14 protein-coding genes and 1 tRNA gene are annotated in these 16,931 nt (G+C 42.4%); 2 read left to right on the forward strand and 13 right to left on the reverse strand.

The window, feature by feature from the left end; all coding sequences use genetic code 11:
- Positions 1-34: 34 nt before the first annotated feature.
- The 8 genes from DDR33_RS10210 to DDR33_RS25795 all read right to left on the reverse strand — a co-directional run bounded on the left by DDR33_RS10210 (position 35) and on the right by DDR33_RS25795 (position 11,438).
- A complete protein-coding gene (locus tag DDR33_RS10210) occupies positions 35-1,630 on the reverse strand; it encodes a RagB/SusD family nutrient uptake outer membrane protein (RefSeq protein WP_109415678.1) in 1,596 nt (531 codons plus the stop codon).
- 60 nt (positions 1,631-1,690) lie between these two features.
- Entirely contained in the window at positions 1,691-5,020 is a 3,330-nt protein-coding gene (locus DDR33_RS10215; RefSeq protein WP_158280701.1) for a SusC/RagA family TonB-linked outer membrane protein, read from the reverse strand.
- A 295-nt stretch (positions 5,021-5,315) separates the two neighbouring features.
- A complete protein-coding gene (locus DDR33_RS10220) occupies positions 5,316-6,494 on the reverse strand; it encodes a FecR family protein (protein ID WP_238387751.1) in 1,179 nt (392 codons plus the stop codon).
- A gap of 90 nt (positions 6,495-6,584) precedes the next feature.
- Positions 6,585-7,187, reverse strand: coding sequence for an RNA polymerase sigma-70 factor (locus DDR33_RS10225; protein ID WP_109415680.1), 603 nt, complete (start codon positions 7,185-7,187; stop codon positions 6,585-6,587).
- Positions 7,188-7,303: 116 nt separating this feature from the next.
- A complete protein-coding gene (gene mobC / locus DDR33_RS10230) occupies positions 7,304-9,421 on the reverse strand; it encodes a conjugal transfer protein MobC (protein WP_109415681.1) in 2,118 nt (705 codons plus the stop codon).
- 9 nt (positions 9,422-9,430) lie between these two features.
- Positions 9,431-10,696 carry a relaxase/mobilization nuclease domain-containing protein gene (locus DDR33_RS10235; protein WP_109415682.1) on the reverse strand — a complete coding sequence of 422 codons (1,266 nt, stop codon included), beginning with the start codon at positions 10,694-10,696 and terminating at the stop codon, positions 9,431-9,433.
- Positions 10,681-11,088, reverse strand: a complete 408-nt coding sequence (locus DDR33_RS10240; RefSeq protein ID WP_109415683.1) for a plasmid mobilization relaxosome protein MobC — start codon at positions 11,086-11,088, stop codon at positions 10,681-10,683. The genes DDR33_RS10235 and DDR33_RS10240 overlap by 16 nt, the downstream gene beginning before the upstream one ends.
- A gap of 185 nt (positions 11,089-11,273) precedes the next feature.
- On the reverse strand, positions 11,274-11,438 hold the full coding sequence (locus tag DDR33_RS25795; protein WP_158280702.1) for a hypothetical protein: 165 nt from the start codon (positions 11,436-11,438) through the stop codon (positions 11,274-11,276).
- 376 nt (positions 11,439-11,814) lie between these two features.
- On the opposite strand from DDR33_RS25795, the gene DDR33_RS10250 reads away from it, so the two are divergent.
- A complete protein-coding gene (locus DDR33_RS10250; RefSeq protein ID WP_109415685.1) occupies positions 11,815-13,371 on the forward strand; it encodes a recombinase family protein in 1,557 nt (518 codons plus the stop codon).
- Here DDR33_RS10250 and DDR33_RS10255 read toward each other — a convergent pair.
- Positions 13,336-13,411: transfer RNA gene (locus DDR33_RS10255), tRNA-His, on the reverse strand. The genes DDR33_RS10250 and DDR33_RS10255 overlap by 36 nt on opposite strands.
- 174 nt (positions 13,412-13,585) lie before the next feature.
- Between DDR33_RS10255 and rnhA the strand changes: the two genes are divergently transcribed.
- The gene (gene rnhA / locus DDR33_RS10260) at positions 13,586-14,047 is read left to right on the forward strand and encodes a ribonuclease HI (protein ID WP_109415686.1); all 462 of its coding nucleotides are present in this window, start codon (positions 13,586-13,588) and stop codon (positions 14,045-14,047) included.
- 21 nt (positions 14,048-14,068) lie between these two features.
- Here the strand turns inward: rnhA and fbp are convergent, their stop codons facing one another.
- Genes fbp through gloA2 form a run of 4 tightly spaced genes read right to left on the reverse strand, consistent with a single transcriptional unit; the run spans position 14,069 to position 16,769 of the window.
- A complete protein-coding gene (fbp, locus tag DDR33_RS10265) occupies positions 14,069-15,148 on the reverse strand; it encodes a class 1 fructose-bisphosphatase (protein WP_109415687.1) in 1,080 nt (359 codons plus the stop codon).
- A gap of 21 nt (positions 15,149-15,169) precedes the next feature.
- A complete protein-coding gene (locus DDR33_RS10270) occupies positions 15,170-15,664 on the reverse strand; it encodes a metallophosphoesterase family protein (RefSeq protein ID WP_109415688.1) in 495 nt (164 codons plus the stop codon).
- On the reverse strand, positions 15,665-16,378 hold the full coding sequence (locus DDR33_RS10275) for a tRNA1(Val) (adenine(37)-N6)-methyltransferase (RefSeq protein ID WP_158280703.1): 714 nt from the start codon (positions 16,376-16,378) through the stop codon (positions 15,665-15,667).
- A 1-nt stretch (position 16,379) separates the two neighbouring features.
- Positions 16,380-16,769 carry an SMU1112c/YaeR family gloxylase I-like metalloprotein gene (gene gloA2 / locus DDR33_RS10280; protein WP_109415690.1) on the reverse strand — a complete coding sequence of 130 codons (390 nt, stop codon included), beginning with the start codon at positions 16,767-16,769 and terminating at the stop codon, positions 16,380-16,382.
- Positions 16,770-16,931 lie beyond the last annotated feature (162 nt).

Genomic DNA, 16,931 nt, shown 5'->3' on the forward strand with positions numbered 1-16,931 from the left:
TCCAGATCAAATACAATCTGGAGAGAAGTAATAATTAATAGCCAGGGTTCTGGGCTTTTGCAAGATTGGGGTTAGCATTAATCGACTGGATAGGTATTGGATAGAGTTTCCAGTTAGGGCTCCAATTACCACCTTTCGCTCTTGTTACCGTGGACATTACCTCATCTGCTCTGGTGGAGGAGGCATCCGTAAAACCCGGAGTACGCTTAAGGTCTAACCACCGGTGGCCCCACTCAGTAAATAATTCAGATTGACGTTCATGTTCAATAGCAACATAAACTTGAGGAGCACTCAAACTTGTTGAAAGCGGAGGAAGCGGATTTGGAGTTTGTATGCTAGTTGCGGAGCGGGCTCTGGCTCGAATCAGATTAAGATCTGCCACTGCACCTGGAATATTTGATTGCCTTGCCCTAGCTTCCGCACGGATCAAATACTGTTCAGCTAAACGCAAAACGATGGAATATTCCTTAACTACTGTTTCGGAAGGTCTTGACTTATATTTATAAGCGTATCTGAATTTCGTGCCGTTTGCTACCACGCTATCTATCCAACTCGTTCTTCGTAAATCTCCGCCTTCAAAGTTATTAATAGTGTAGTCACTCAAATACACCGGGTAAGAAGGCGATACCCCTGCATTAGGTCCTTCCGAAGGTAAAATGAATAAACGGCCTTCAGCAGTGTTATAACCAAATGTGGCGTTTGCATATATTTGTTGCAGTGCCCAAATTGTTTCATCACTATTTTTAAGGAACACCTTGTTGAGATCCGAAACCAAAGCAAATCTTCCAGAGTTAATTACTGAATCAGCTTCTTTCTCAGCGGCGTTAAACTTCGAGTCATAAAGATATGCCCTCGCTAACAAACTCCCTGCTGCCCATTTTGTTGGCCTGACGCGCTCACTAGTGGTTTTCAATAAAGTAGCGTCAAGAAAATCCTCATTTAAAAGCGCCTTCGCTTCTTTAAGATCGTTTTCAATTTGCATGTATACGGTGGCCTTTGGAACCCTTGGTAACGACCTGTTAACCTCTGGATCTGTTCCCAATACCAAAGGGACATCTCCGTAGCAGTTTACTAGATAAAAATAATAAAAAGCACGCATGAATTTTGCTTCACCAAGCAACTGCTTTTTGATAGTAGGGGAAATAGTAGTCGAACTATTTAGTCCTTCTATGGCCGAATTTAACGTAAAGATGTCAGTATATAACTTTCCCCATATACCTTCATTTTCTTTTGAACTAAGGTTATTCTGGTAATATCTCTGAATGCCTGCATCAGTTTGATCATATAAAGTAAATTCATCTGCTGAAAGTCCGGAAACGTAGAAAAGCGAGCCAAAACTAGCTCCAAGTGATTGCATACTAGCACTCAAACCAGCATATATTCCCGTTAACACCTGTGATGCCGTCTGATCACTTTGATAAACATTCGCTTGGGTAATCGCTGTTTTTGGCGCATCTATTTCTAAGAACTTGCGACAGCCAGCTAAGGTTAATCCTAGGAGTGCCGTGAGAAATAGATATCTTTTTATTTTCGTAAGATAAGCGCCGGTAATCCTACGCTTTTCAAAACAAGGAGATGCTCCAAGCTTAGTACTGGGACCACCATTCTTAAATTTATTTAATTGTTGCATTACTTCTTGAATTAAATGGTTAAAAAAAGGTTAGAAGTTTCTACGATATAGCTCTAATTCTCAAAGGCCTAATTGAAAACCAAATACTATAGTTCTCAACGGCCCTAAATTGCTATTTCCGCTTTCTGGATCTATCCCGTTATATTTTGTAATTGTAAATAGGTTCTGAGCATTGGCGAATAATCTTAGATCCTTAATTCTTGCTTTCTCTAACAAATTGGGCACTATAGAATAAGACAATCCAAGGTTTTTTAACCTAATAAAAGATGCATCAGAAATACTTGCATCAGAAGATAAGATGTTGCTATATCCATCTGCTACGCCACCACCTCCGGTAACACTGACTTTTTGTAGACTCGCAATTTGATTGGAATTAGTCCAGTAATTTCCGCTAATTGAAGCCAGCTGATTAAATAATCTTCCTGGCCTTCTCGAAGCTAAAGCGAAGGTATTATTGGGAAGTCGTTGCTTGGCGAATGAAAATAATATATCTAATTGGAACCCTCTGTAAGTGAAACTATTTTTAAAACCTCCTAAAAACTTTGGTAAAAGATCAATATTCTGAGTTCGGTCTTTTGAAAAATCAGGTGTGGAAGTCAGATTACCCGCAGCGTTGTAAAACTGATATAAACCGGTTTGTGAGTTTACTCCTGCATATTGAAAAGCGTTTAATGAATATGTTGATTTACCAATTGCAAATGTGGTCGCATATGATGATTTTTCAATATCTGGGAAACTGATCAATTTGTTTCTGTTAAAAGAGATGTTGAAATTGCTTGACCACGAAAAATTACCCTCTTTTATGTTAATTGATCGCAAGTTGAATTCCCAGCCAGAATTTTGAACCGTTGCTGGCAAATTTGCGTTAATGAAATTTCCACCCGTAATAATTGGTAAAACGTAACTTAAAAGCTGATTAGATGATCGGTTTATGTAATAAGTTACATCGAAAAGAATCCTGTCTTTAAACACACCAAGATTCAATCCTGATGAAAATTTTCGAGTTTCTTCCCATTGTAAATTTGGATTCGGTAATCCCTCAGGCGCTAACCCTACCTGTCCTTGATAATTCACTTCGTAATTATTTGGACTATACAAATTCAGATATTTGTAATCGCCAATTTGATCATTACCTGTGGTTCCATAACTGGCTTTAACTTTACCAAAACTTAGCCAAGGCAAGCCAGACTTAACCAGCTTTTCTTCTGAGAAAATCCACGCAGCTCCTGTACCCCAAAAATTGTGAAAAAGATTATTCGCTCCGAATCTTGAACTTCCATCCCGACGGGCACTTAAATTAATTAGATATTTGTTGTCCCAGTTATAGGCTATCCTTGAAAAAACACCATTGTATTTATACTCGGAAATATCACTAGTAGACCTGCTAAGATTTCCTGCTGCGGACATACTTTCCAGCAGCAAATCATTTGCGTAATTACTTGCATTGATCGCTTGCTGATTTGCATATTTTGTCTGGAAGGTAGTACCTAATTGGACATCTAATACTCCTTTTGAAAAATTACTTGTATATCGCAATTGCGGCTCAACCTGCCATCCATAGATACTAGAATTATTAAAGAACGAGGAAGGTTTGTTACCAGCCCTAACTGCGTCCGGAGACATTGCTTTTAACGGGCTTGTCTGGAACTCGTTTAATTGAAGATTTGAATATCCAAAAAAAGATGAAAAATTCAGGCCATCTAAAATTTCATAACTCAAATTAAGACTAGTAATTAGATTCGATGTCTTACCATTATTTTTTGCGTACTTGTTTGATGCTATGGGGTTAGTCCAGGACGAGTTACCAGACGGTCCGGGTTGCCAGTTCAATGTTCCATCGGGATTCAAAAGTGCTGGTGCTACAGGAGATAGTTGTAAAGCTAATACCCCTAAATCAACAATCGGCGCCTCATTGAAATCTAACTGGTACTGTGACGAAAGAGTAGCTTTAAATTTCCGGTTTTTGCTCATATGATTCAGGTTGAAACTTAAAGAGCCTTTCCGATCACTAGCATCGGTGTAGTTAAATATAGTTGACTGACGGTGAAATGCGGCCCCAACGCGATAGACGTCAAATTCATTTCCACCCTCTAGCGAGGCAGAAAAGTCACTATACTGTGCTGTTCCTAGCAGTTCTCTTTGCCAGTCTGTATATCTGTTACTATCCCAAACACCATTCAAATCATACGCTGAAGCCCATTGGGGAGAACTTGTGAGTAAACCATCTGTTTTAAAATAAGCATCTTTTCTCATTTGTAGATATTGATCCCTATTCATTAATTGTTGAAATCTCCCAGCCTTCATGACACCCTGCTGTAAGTTCAAATTTACCTTTGAATCACCTGGTTTCCCTTTTTTTGTGGTAATCAATATAACGCCGTTTGAACCTCTAGAACCATATATTGCAGTTGCATCGGCATCCTTCAAAACACTAATGCTTTCTATATCCTGAGGATTAAGAAAGTTTAACGGGTTTCCCATAGTTGTCGGAAAAATCCCGGCAAGATTTGGATCTTTGCCACCAGAAAATCCGCTACCCGTGACATTAGTTGGGAGCTGCGATGTAAAAGGCATGCCATCAATTACAAATAAAGGATCTACTCCTTTTGTCATGCTATTTATCCCTTGTATCTGAATTCTTATGCCTGAATTTGCATATCCGCTCGCCTGATTAACTGCAATTCCCGCAACCTCGCCCTGCAAAGCTAGTAATGGATTAACAATAGGCTTGTTCTCTATTTGCTTAGTCGTGATACTGCTGATATTTCCAGTGCTTAACCTTTGTGAGGTTCTCCCGTAGGCTTGTACCAACACCTCATCCAGCTTTGATGTCGCAAGGTTAAGCTTGACCGTGCCGATATTCGACGTCGCTTTCAATTCTCTTTCATCATAGCCAATAAATGTAATGACAATCGTCGCACCTTCATCTACATTCTTAATCGTGAAATTTCCCCTCTCATCGGTGATAGTAGCGCCTTTGCCATCTTTTACCCTTATCGTCGCTCCCGGTACAGGTTGACCTTTTTCATCTAAAACCTTACCGGACACATCAATACGTTGCAATTGAGCAATGATTTTTTCAAGGATATTTCGACTTTCTTTTTGCTTTACAGCAATAGTATTCCCCTCAATCTTGTAAGTAAGGTTTAACCCTTTCAAAATCTGGTCGAGCGCTTCTTCGATGGAAGCTTCTTTGAGTACAACAGATACCTTCTGATTTTTTGGAAAATCTTTGCCATCAGAGAACACATCATACCCGCTTTGCTTGCGAATCTCCTTTAAAACGGAAGTCAGTGGGATATTCCGGACGTTCAGCGTGATCTTCTGAGCAAGCCCGGCAGCGCTGACCTGCATCAGGCAAGCTATCAATAGCACTGTGGTCAGTCGCATGATAAGCCATATTTTGTGGTATAGCCGCTTAGGCCTACCAATTACTTGAATTAATTGATACATTTGTTTAGTGTTTGGTTCAAGCAGTATCCTCACTCTTTCCACGGAACAGGACACTGCGGATTAACAGTTTAAATATTTAATATTTGGCGGTGCCAAACCACAACCAGTTCCTTCCTGGAGCTGGTTGCTTTTTTTTAATTTTCCTTTCGTAAAGTTTTATCCATCCAGTCCTGTGGTTTAAATTGTGAACGATTCAGTTAATTGTTGTTTTAACATAGGATGATCAATATGATTACTTAAACACATATACTTTTTTACCCTCGATCCTGAACCTGACAAGACCTGAATTTTCGATCAGTTTCAAGACAGACGACAATTTACTGCTCCTGGAGATCCAGCCCCAGGCCTCGATATTTTCGGGTACAGATTTATCATAAACCACCTCGATATCATACCAGCGGGCGATCTTACGCATAGCCGTCCGGAAATCCACCTCGTCCAGGTTAAACTCACCATCTTTCCAGTCCACCACCTTATCAACATCCGTCTTAACTACTTTAATACCAGCTCCGTCATTCAAGGCCTGCTGCCCCGGTTTAATCATGTGCGCTCCGGACGAACTACTTACCTTCACAGAGCCTTCAAGCAGCGAAGTGGCTACCGCAGCCTCATCAGTGTAGGCGTTCACATTGAAATGCGTACCCAGAACCTCTACTTTCTGCGTAGCGGTCTCCACAACAAAAGGATGTAATTTATCTTTAGCAATTTCGAAATAACCTTCCCCGGTCAGCTTGACCGAACGGTTGCCGTTTTTAATCAATGACGCAGAATAGGTCAGGCTGGAAGCGGCATTTAGCCAAGCCTGCGACCCATCCGGCAACCGCACCTGATAAGTTTCCCCATTGGCCGTAGTCAGTGTATTAATCTTATCTTCGCCACCGTCTCCGGTCACCTGATAAAGTAATTGCCCGTTCTTAGATTTGCTGATCTTAACCCCGGCCTCCCTGGCCAGCTGTCCATTAACCGCATCCGTCAGCAGTATCTTTTTGCCATTGGCCAAGGTCAATGTCGCACCTACTTTACCGGGCGCCACGTCATTGACTGCCAGCGTTTCTATATTATGCTTATTATGCCTGTTTACATATATCAAAGTACCGATACCCATCACCGCGGCGATAGATGCGGCAACGGCGATCTTCGGCCAAAGGCGGATCTTTTTCGGTTCCGGTGAAACCTGCACCGGTTCAGACTGGAATATATTAGCGATCATCCGGCGGTCGGCACCGGGTAGCAAATAACGATCTGCGGTACCCTGCTCCGAGGCATCCTGCTGATAGGCTTCCTGCATCAGCTCTTTGAACCGCTCGTCATAAGCACCATTATTCAGCATCGTGTAGAACTCGCTCAGCTCATCTGGATTAGCTAAGTTTTTCCATAACTGATGAAATAAAAAATCGAAACGCTCTTTCATAAATCAACGGGGCTAATGCCCTTTAAAAGGATAGAGTATTTTCGACGGAAAAAACGAGTAATGAAAATGAAAAAATTATTAAAAAAATTATTACCGCCACATTAAGGGCGTAGTCAACAGTATCATCAGACCCGCACTGATGCCTTTTTTGGCAATATCGTTTTGAATAAACTGCACAGCCAGCTGCACGTGTTTTCTCACCGTAGTCACCGATAATCCTAATTGAATGGCGATCTCGTCGTATTTTAACCGGTCATAACGGGACATGGTGTAGACCCGTCGCTGCTGTTCAGGTAGTTTGGCAACCGCTTGTGCGATGATCTCCCGATATTCCTCGGCCGGATTGTCCATCAGGTCTAACGCCGCCTCGTCTATGACATACTGTTCGAAACTGCCCTGCAAAGATTTTTCAGCGGCGATCTTTTTTAGTGCCGTAAAAGTACCGTTCCTACAAATGGCGAACAGGTATTTGCCAAAATGGTCGATTTGCGCAAGTTTTTCACGCCTAAGCCAGATGCTAACGAAAGCATCCTGCACAATTTCTTCAGCCAGTTCCCGTGAACCGGTAAGCTTATACACAAATCTGGCAAGTGCGGTATAATAATGATAGAACAACTCGGTAAACGCACGTTCGCTTCCTTCTGCTGCACGAAGCAGCAGTTCAGTTTCGAGGCTATGAGGTTTAACGGCCATTTTTGAATCTATCAGTTATTCTAAAGTTACAAAAAATCGACCTCAATATTAGTTATTATTTGCAATATATCACGTATTTATACGTAGTATCGACCTAATTCATTAGGTGAATACGACTACATCGACATCGGCTTCACCTGACTCTGTTCGATCTTTTTTTCAGAGGTTTTCCGCTCTTTTGGCTTTTGGGCTGACCTCCTTAGCTGCGATTGCGACTTACGGTTTTTGTCTTGTTCTGTTTGCCTGGGCGCAGACTTTTCGTCGGGTTCGTCCAAATCATTCATCGTTACAGGCCTAAGTTTCCTGAGTTCAGCACACACCAGTTCAGCAACCTCTTTTTTTATCCTACTGTAGTTTTCTTCTACAACTTCAGCTGTGACATTTGCAATCCGTGGAATGGGTTTATAATTTTCTTCTTCACGCTTTAAGGCATCGTGGTCGTTCTGTATAGCCGAATGAAACATCTTTAGCGCGATTTTTTGCTCTGGATTGTCCGCAACAATACCAACAAACTCGCCCGATGACAAAGACGAGATCTTACTGGCCGGTATAGCATTATCCATTTGAGTAGATTTTGAAATAGAAGTATCGCTGCTGCTGATGCTATGGCTTTCTTTATCCTGCATGATCTTACCAAAAGTCTCGCTCAATGTTTTGGCCGTATCACCTGTTACCTGACCACTGATCACATTGCCCACAATGCCGGTTATTACTTCCGCTTGTTCTTTCCCATAATCCTTGCGTAACTGGCTGAAATCCTGTACGGCTAAGGTCGTGGCTACCTTATTGCTTCTTGCTGTTGCGATCAGGCTATCCATGTGGTTAAAATAGATGGTCGGGAACTCATCAAAAACCAAACTGCTTTTTTGCATCCCTTTCCGGTTGACCAGCTTGATCATTCTGGAAATATAAAGCGACAGCACCGCACCATAGGTTTGCAGCTTCTGCGGATTATTACCGACACAAATGATCTTCGGTGATTTCGGATTGTTGACATCCAGTGTAAAATCGTTGCCGCTCAATACGTAGTACAACGACGGTGATGCCAGTCTTGCCAGCCCAATCTTGGCAGAAGCAATCTGTCCTTCCAATTGCGCCTGTGCATTGTTTTGCCAGGCTGAAATAAACGGGTTGATCAGTACGCGTATCTGCTCCTGCATTTCCAGCAAAGCAAACAGCTGGTCGTAATTAACCTGCATTAGTTCAATTACATGTGGGAGCGTACAAAACCGTCCATCCTCATGTTTTCTTAAATACCATATAATGGACGTCAGGAAATTGATCGGTGACTCTACGAAAAAATCGCCCTGCTTTTTAATCCAGTCCCTATTTAAGCCCATCATGATCGTTCGGCTGGCTTCCGTAGCATCGGTCAGGTCTTCCATGCCCTGCGGATCGAGCGGATTACAACGGTGGGTTCTGTTCAGATCATCAAAATTGATCAGGTAAAAAGAAGGCTTAATTTTATAATTAGCTTGGTATTGCAATAGCTTGTTGTAGGCGATGACCGACAGATCATCGAATTTGAAGTCATATAAAAACATGGTGAACCCTTTTTTGATATGTTGGTCAATGATGTGCCGGATCACAAAATAGGATTTACCCGCGCCGGGTGTTCCAGAAACCAATAATCCCCTGAAAGGATTGATAATGTTAATCCAGCTGCCCCGTATCTTACTTTTAAGCCTATATTTCGCTGGCAGGTTGACGGAGTATTCATTTTCCAGCAACCGCTCTTCTTGGGGGAACGTTTCGTTATCGGTGTTAAAAACATCTTTATTCAAGCCGTTTTTAATCAGCCTCGATAGTCGTGTACCGCCAGCGAGGATAAGTAGGTAGCCTGTTACGGATAATCCGATATAACAGGCTGCGAGAATGCTGTTGCCTCCAGGCATGTAAAACAAGAGGGGACTAATCAGGTATACCAGTAGCCCGCAAAGCAGGTAGGCAGCTATGCTATTCTTTTGGATGTGCTCATCTTTACGGCCTTTAGCACCAATAAGAGATATGATTAGCATTAATAACACGGCCAGCTTTGCCGGCCAAATGCCCTTAAACAGACCGGTCTTTGCAATGTTCGCAATAAGCTTATCGGTAATTTTAGCTGTCCAATGCCATTCGTAGAATGCCTGATAGCATGTCTTATAAAAATGAATGGCCAGTATCATCAAGCTAAGCAACCTAGTGAAATCTATGATTTTACGCAAGCCTTGCATATCTTCCCCTGTATTCATAGTAATATTTTATAATGTTAATTGCTGTTGTTGTTTCTTCTTTTTCTTTCGCTTAGGTACGCCCGTGCCATAATCCGGCTTGGTCTGCGCTAACGCCATCTCCAAAAAGTTGACCGAGGGTTGATCTCTTAACGTCCTATTATTTGATGTCTCAAATTGTTTTTCCATACGTTTTGCAGCTCTCGGTTGTGCTGTTCGAGTTTCGCCTAAGCTTCGTGTTTGTGCCGAAAAACGCTCGGACAGTCCTTTTGCGCTGTAAGTTTTGCCAAGATCAGAGCCATTGAAAATGCAATGGTTCTTGTGATCGACAAAGGTCACCCCGAAAACCTGGCCTTGTTCATTTTGCCTGAACATCACAGCAATGCCATGTTTTCTTGCTTCTACTTCAAACCTGCTTTGAGCAATGCTTCTAAAGGATTGGAAAATACGATCAATACGAAGTTTCAAATCTTCTTTATGCGGTTTACGCCTCCTGTTGTTCTTTTCGAACTGCTGCTCCAGGTTACGAAGTGTGGGTTTGGTATATAAGGAACTGGCTTTAACCGGCACCCCAATAGGTCTGCCATCCTCATTTAAGATCGAATACATCAAACCTTTTTTGACAAACATGGCCGTATGTTCTTCACCACGGAGCGCCACCACATTAAAACACTTCAAGGCCGCATTTAATTCCGCGAGTGAGGTGAAAGCATAATCGCGCGTTACCGCCGTAATTACATTGCTTATCGCCCGTTTAGTCGGTAGGCGGCCATATTTCGCTTTTTCAAGGTTCGCTTTTTTAATGACTGGAAATTGTTTAAAGTCTTTACTTTCGGCTTTAACTAGCTTATAATCTTCTTCAATGGCTTTTCTTGCTGGCTCTGATAGCTTGCGCCCAATATCATGCAAGTCGATGCGTTCCCCCTGCGGAGTGATATTGGTGGTAACTATGTGCATGTGGCTGTGTGCTGCATCTTCATGCCGGTAAACTAAGAAAGGCTGGTCGCCAAAACCTATCTTATCCATATAGGTAGCTGCGATTTGTTGTAGCTTAAAGTTGCTGAGTGTCTCACTGGAATGAAAGTTCAGGGAGATATGCAAGGCATTGGTTTTGACATTTGGTTTTAGCTGTAACAGGTGATTAAAGCGGTTGAGCTTCTGATTAAAATTTATTTGGTCGATATCGCCCGCAAAACCGCTGGCCAGTATTAAACTGGCTTCCCCTTCGATAACCTTATTTTCGTTATAATGAAGCATCGCGCGTAGGCTTTTTCCAATACTTATTTTTGTAACCATTTTTCTGCGAGTTGGGCCACGATGGCCAGTAAGTGATCTACTTTGGCGTCTACGTGTTTATACAGGTCTGCAACTTGTAAAGCATAATAGCTGCGATTGCTTTCTGCTTTTGCACCATTGAAACTTCTTGTGACTTGATTAATATTGATACCAATGGCTTTCAGTTCCTTTCTGATCATCGCCAATTGTTCCATAGTTGGATTCATAGTGACGTCCTCCTGGTAAAATTTGATCTTCTGATTGGTCAGTATTTTTCGGCAGACATCAGCAATCGAAGGACTGCGGCTTTCTTTCCTGATCTTATCGAGCTTATTGAACAGCTTTTCAGAAACACGGATAATGATATTATGGCTCAACAAATCCTCATTGTTTGGCAATTTCTTTCTTGACATGGGATATACTTTATGAAAGCTTTAGCACCACGAGTTCCGAGTGATGCCCCGGCCTGAAGGACGGCAAAGATTTTTTTGCGCATGCAAAAATACATCTTTGCCTAGACCACGCGGGCTACAAACGAAGCACCTTACCGGAGTGCTAAAAAACTTCGGTTAACAGATTTTTAATGTTTTGGTCAGAATTAAATAAGCGCTGTTACCTCCAGTTTAGCGACCGCTAAAACAATGGCATTTCGTAATCTTAATTTGATCGTTCGCCTGGGTGAAACGTTCACTTTTTTTAACTTCAGGTAAGGCGTGCCGTGGAATTTCCTGCCTTTCACTTTCGGGTTCTTATTTGTATTCATAGAAATTGCTTTTTGTCCGCCTCAAAGTTGGGAAGGCTAAAAAACTGTTTATCTCTAGTAGTGATAAATAAAATAAGCGGATAATATATTTTACTCTAGTAGAGTAAAAAAAACTTGTACATAAGCCAAGTTTGCAGGGTAAACGATAAACCTATGTTACCCCAATTCAGAAACGAACAATACAATCTTACACCCGTCAAGGCGCAGCGGATATTAGCCCAATACGGCACTAATATTACCTTAGAAGATGCGGAAATTATGTTGGAATTGTTGCGAAAATTGAGTAAATTGTCTGTGAACGAGACGCTTAAACACGTTTCAGCCAGTCAAGTAAAGCCCCGCGAAGGGGAAATTGTTAATCCTTAATTTATTGCCTATGCAGGTAGCAGATTTGTATGTCCGTGTAAGTACGGATGAACAGACTAAGGGCTATTCTCCCCGAAGTCAAGAGGCAGTATTACGACAGTACTGCCAGTTAAGAAACATTACGGTACGCCATGTTTTTGTTGAAGATTACACGGCCAAACACTTTAACAGGCCAGAGTGGCGAAAGATCATGGTCATTTTAAGAAAGCAGCGGAATAAAACCGATCTCTTGCTTTTCACTAAGTGGGACAGGTTCAGCCGCAACACTTCAGATGCCTACCAGATGATCGATGTGCTAAAAAAGCTTGGTGTCGAACCGCAAGCCGTAGAACAGCCCCTTGATCTGACCATCCCTGAGAACAAGATGATGCTGGCCATTTATTTGACAGCACCTGAAATTGAGAATGACCGCCGTGGCTTGAACACGAAAGCAGGGATACGCCAGGCTAAAAAGGAAGGCCGGTACATGGGTAAAGCGCCAAGGGGTTATATTAATAAAGCCTATGAGGACGGTCGAAGGTATATTACTTTTAAAGAACCGGAAGCCTCCATTATGCGATGGGTCTTTAATGAGGTCGCCGAGGGTTTATATTCCTCTGAATCAATCATGAAGCAGGCTAATGAAAGAGGATTGAACATCGATAAAAACACCTTTTATTTAAGTTTGCGTAATCCTGTGTATTGCGGTAAAATCCGTGTTGCTGCCACTAATGATGAACTGGCACATCTGGTTCAGGGCTTACATGAGCCTTTGATCTCCGAAGCTTTATTCTATAAGGTGCAGGATATTATGGATGGCAGGTCAAAAATCTTAAAAGGACTGGCGATTGCAACGCCGAAAGACTTACCGCTACGTAATTTCATCAAGTGCAACAGATGTCCAAGAATGTTAACGGGGAGCGCTTCAAAGGGTCGTAACACCTACAGAGTGTATTATCATTGCCGTTCATCTTGCGGGATACGATATAAGGCAAAAGACGTCAATAATGCTTTTATGGATGAACTGACCACATTGTTACCACGTGCGGGCTATCCTGAATTGTTTGTCGCCAGTATTGCTGAAGCCTATACCAACCAGCACCGCGCAATAAAAGAAGAAAGCGACGAACTGATCAGGCAAATTGGGGAAGCCAATAGAAAAATTGACAACGCACGAGAATTATTGCTGCTGCATGAGTTGGAAGCGAATGAATATCGGAAGATCAAAGAAGAGAATGGTTCGACAATTGCACGTTTGGAGATGCGGCTAAATGAAGTAAACGTACAGAAGTCAACGCACGTCAACATCAAAAAGCTGGCTCAAATGGCTATAAACGCACTTTGTGAAGTGGACAAGTTATATGATATTGCCAGTACAGAGGCGAAAAGATACCTAGTAGGTATTTTGTTCCCCGAAAAAATGACCTATGCAGAGGGGGTATGTCGAACCGGAAAACTCAACCGGGCGGCTGAGCTAATATATCTGGAAAACAAAGAGTTACGGGCAAAAAAAATGGGGCAAAAATCTCGTTTAAAGACTTTGCCCCATAAAGGGTGGAATATGGGGCTCGAACCCACGACCTCCTGAACCACAATCAGGCGCTCTAACCAACTGAGCTAAAACCACCGTGTTTAGTGGATGCAAAAATAAAGCATTTTCGAGATTCTGCAAATTTTAATTTATAATTTTAATAAGAGGCTAGAACACAGCCAGATGTTTTATTGATTTGCTTTTAAAAGCAACAGAAATGGAGTCTTTAGCTTTATCTTTTTAATTTTGCGGCTCATATTTTACATACTTCATGATAGAGATTTTTACAGACGGAGCTTCAAGTGGTAATCCGGGACCGGGGGGATATGGCGTTGTTCTAAGAGCAGGGCAGCATTATAAAGAAATTTCGGCCGGATTCAGAAAAACTACCAATAACAGGATGGAGCTTCTGGCTGTAATTATCGGGCTCGAGGCCTTGAAAAAGCCGGGGCAGGAGGTTGTTATCTATTCAGATTCAAAATATGTAGTAGACGCTGTAGAGAAAAAATGGGTGTTTGGTTGGGTAAATAAGGGGTTTGCGGGGAAGAAGAATAAAGATCTCTGGCTTCGTTTTCTGCAGCTTTACAAGCTTCATAATGTAAGGTTTCAGTGGGTTAAAGGGCACGCAGGTCATCCTGAAAACGAACGCTGCGACCGGATGGCGGTCGCAGCGTATCAGCAAAAAGGAAATTTGCTTATTGATTCAGTGTTTGAAGCAGAGAACGGAAGCTAACCTGCGTTCGCGTTCTTGATCCTAAACTGTTATTTTTGTTACATCCGGAGATTCCTTGGCTGCCGAAACCTGCTTTTCAATCGTCTTTCCAAGTTCAGGTGAAAAATCTCTCATCATCTCTTCTGCTTTTAATACCATGTTCTCGGAACCCAGGAAAATAGCTGAACGCTGATGCAGCGAGCCCACCTCTTTATCAAGGATCCTTTCGAACCCGTCAGTCGCTCTTCCTCCTGCCTGTTCAATAATGAAAGCCATTGGATTACATTCATATACTAGCCTCAGTTTGCCCCGTGGCGCGCTGGCAGTTGTGGGATAAATAAAAATTCCTCCCTTTATGATATTCCGGTGCAGATCGGCCACCATCGAACCGATATACCTGGATGAATAGGGCCTTTGGGTTTCCTTGTCCATCACCTGGCAATACTTTATATACTTCTTCACTCCATCCGGGAAATGGACGTAATTCCCTTCATTGATGGAATAGATATAGCCTTCTTTAGGGATCTTCATGTCCGGATGTGAAAGGCAAAATTCTCCGATAGAGGGATCCAGGGTAAATCCATTAACCCCTTTGCCCGTGGTATACACCAGCATGGCAGAAGAACCGTAAACGACATAGCCTGCAGCTACCTGTTCAATCCCTTTCTGTAAAGCATCTTCCACTACAGCCTTTCCTACTGTCGATTTGCGCCGGTAGATGGAGAAAATGGTGCCTACAGCAACATTTACGTCGATGTTGGATGAGCCATCAAGAGGATCAATTGCCACAATGTATTTAGCATCACGCGAAACTTCCGAATCAATATAGACCGGATCATCATTTTCCTCGGATACGACAATACAGCATTCCCCTCCGCAAGTAAGAGCTGAAATGAACTGTTCGTTGGCAAAAACGTCAAGTTTCTTCTGGGATTCTCCATGAGAATTGGTAGTGCCGATCTCTCCCAGGATGTCCACTAGTCCCGCTTTGTTCACCTCACGGTTAACGATTTTGGCTGCGATGCCGATATCCCGTAGCAATCGGGATAGCTCGCCCTTGGCATAAGGGAAGTCTTTCTGTTTTTCAATAATGAACTGACCTAACGTTTTAACTGCTGACATATACTTAGTGTATTTTATACATTATCTCTTCCCTAGTTCTACGATCTCTAAGTTAAGGATTTTTTCTTCAGAAATGCTGAATCTTAGCAATGAACGTATTTTATGCCATCCTTGTTTGCCCGCTGCTCCTGGATTTAAGTGTAAAGTACCGATTTTTTTATCATAGATAACTTTCAGGATGTGAGAATGCCCTGAGATAAAAAGTTTTGGAGGGTTTCTATAGATCTGGCTTCTTACCTGAGGGCTGTAATGATCCGGATAACCACCGATGTGTGTCATCCAGACATCTACATTTTCACAAGTGAACCTGAGGTTTTCCGGATATACTGTCCTGACATCCCGACCATCTATATTGCCATATACTCCTCTTAATGGCTTAAATGCAGCTAATTTATCGGCAAGCTCGATGTTTCCAAAATCACCGGCATGCCAGATCTCATCACACTGATCAAAATATGAAAACACGCTCTCATCAAGAAAACCGTGAGTGTCTGAGATAAGTCCTATTCTTTTCAATTAAAATATAATAAAAAAATCTTTAAGTGCCCGCTGATACTCCAGGCTGTACTGTTTTTCCTGCTGGTATATGACAAATGACCTGTGTGTCTTTATTTTGCTGGTAAAGCCAAATGTAATAATCTTCCTGTGGGGATTACTGTTGGAAAAGGATTTTATTTCAATCTCGTCATGAACGGACAAACCTTGTTTAATCGCCAGTTTTTCGACAGTTTCTGCTGTAGAAACGGGAAGAATAAGACTTATGTTTCCCGAAGGACTGAGGTTACCGGCGGAGAGAAGTGTAAGGTCTGAGAAGAAGGAAGTGTCTGTATGCCTTGCTGTTTTCTTTTTATGGTCATTATTGACTAATGACGTGATAAAGAAAGGAGGATTGCTTACAATCAGATCGTACTGCACCGGTAAGTTTCCGCCCATGTATTCCTGGAATGATCCCTGGTGAAGACGGAGACGTTCTGAAAACGGCGAGTTTTTAAAATTGCTTAAAGCTGTAACTGCAGCATCAGTGTCAATTTCTATCGCATCAATACAGGCTTCGGCAAACCGCTGAGCCAGCATGAGTGCGATAACTCCCGTCCCCGCTCCAATGTCAAGAATGGTGCCCGGCGTACCTTCGCCTGTAAGAGCTCCTAAAAGGACACCATCGGTATTCACCTTCATGCCGCATCCCGTTTGGTCTACATTGAATTCTTTGAAACGAAATATCCCCTCCATCTCACATTTCGTAAAGCTCCAGTGGAAGAAGATCGGGATCCGCAAAAAAAGTAAAACGTTTGCCTGTAATCTCATCAACCCTTACCGGCTCCGTTTCTACCTGGTGACTTGTAAGGTGCTTTATCGCCTCGTCAAGGTTGCTGACTGCAAAGGCGAGATGCCTCAAGCCTGCAGCCTCGGGATGGGAAACCCTTGCGGGTGGGTTGGGAAAAGAGAAAAGCTCTATCTGGAAGTTTTCTCCCACTTTTAAATCCAGTTTATATGATTGCCTCTCGCTTCTGTAAACTTCAGAGATGATATCCAGCCCGAGTACTTCGGTATAAAATTTCTTTGATACCTGGTAATCTGAACAGATAATGGCTGCATGGTGGGGCGTCGTAAGTTTGAGCATAGATATTATATGATTGCAGAAGGACAAAAATAGTATTATTTGCGGGTTTATGGTTCTGGTTTCAGAAGTGGCGGTGAGGCGATTGATAGGACGTGGGCTTAAAACACCGTTGGGGCCTGACCGGAAGTCCGGGGAAAAAAGAAAAAGTGATAAGGCCAGGTC

It is taken from the genome of Pararcticibacter amylolyticus (assembly GCF_003130405.1).
GTDB classification, from domain to species: Bacteria; Bacteroidota; Bacteroidia; order Sphingobacteriales; family Sphingobacteriaceae; genus Arcticibacter; species Arcticibacter amylolyticus.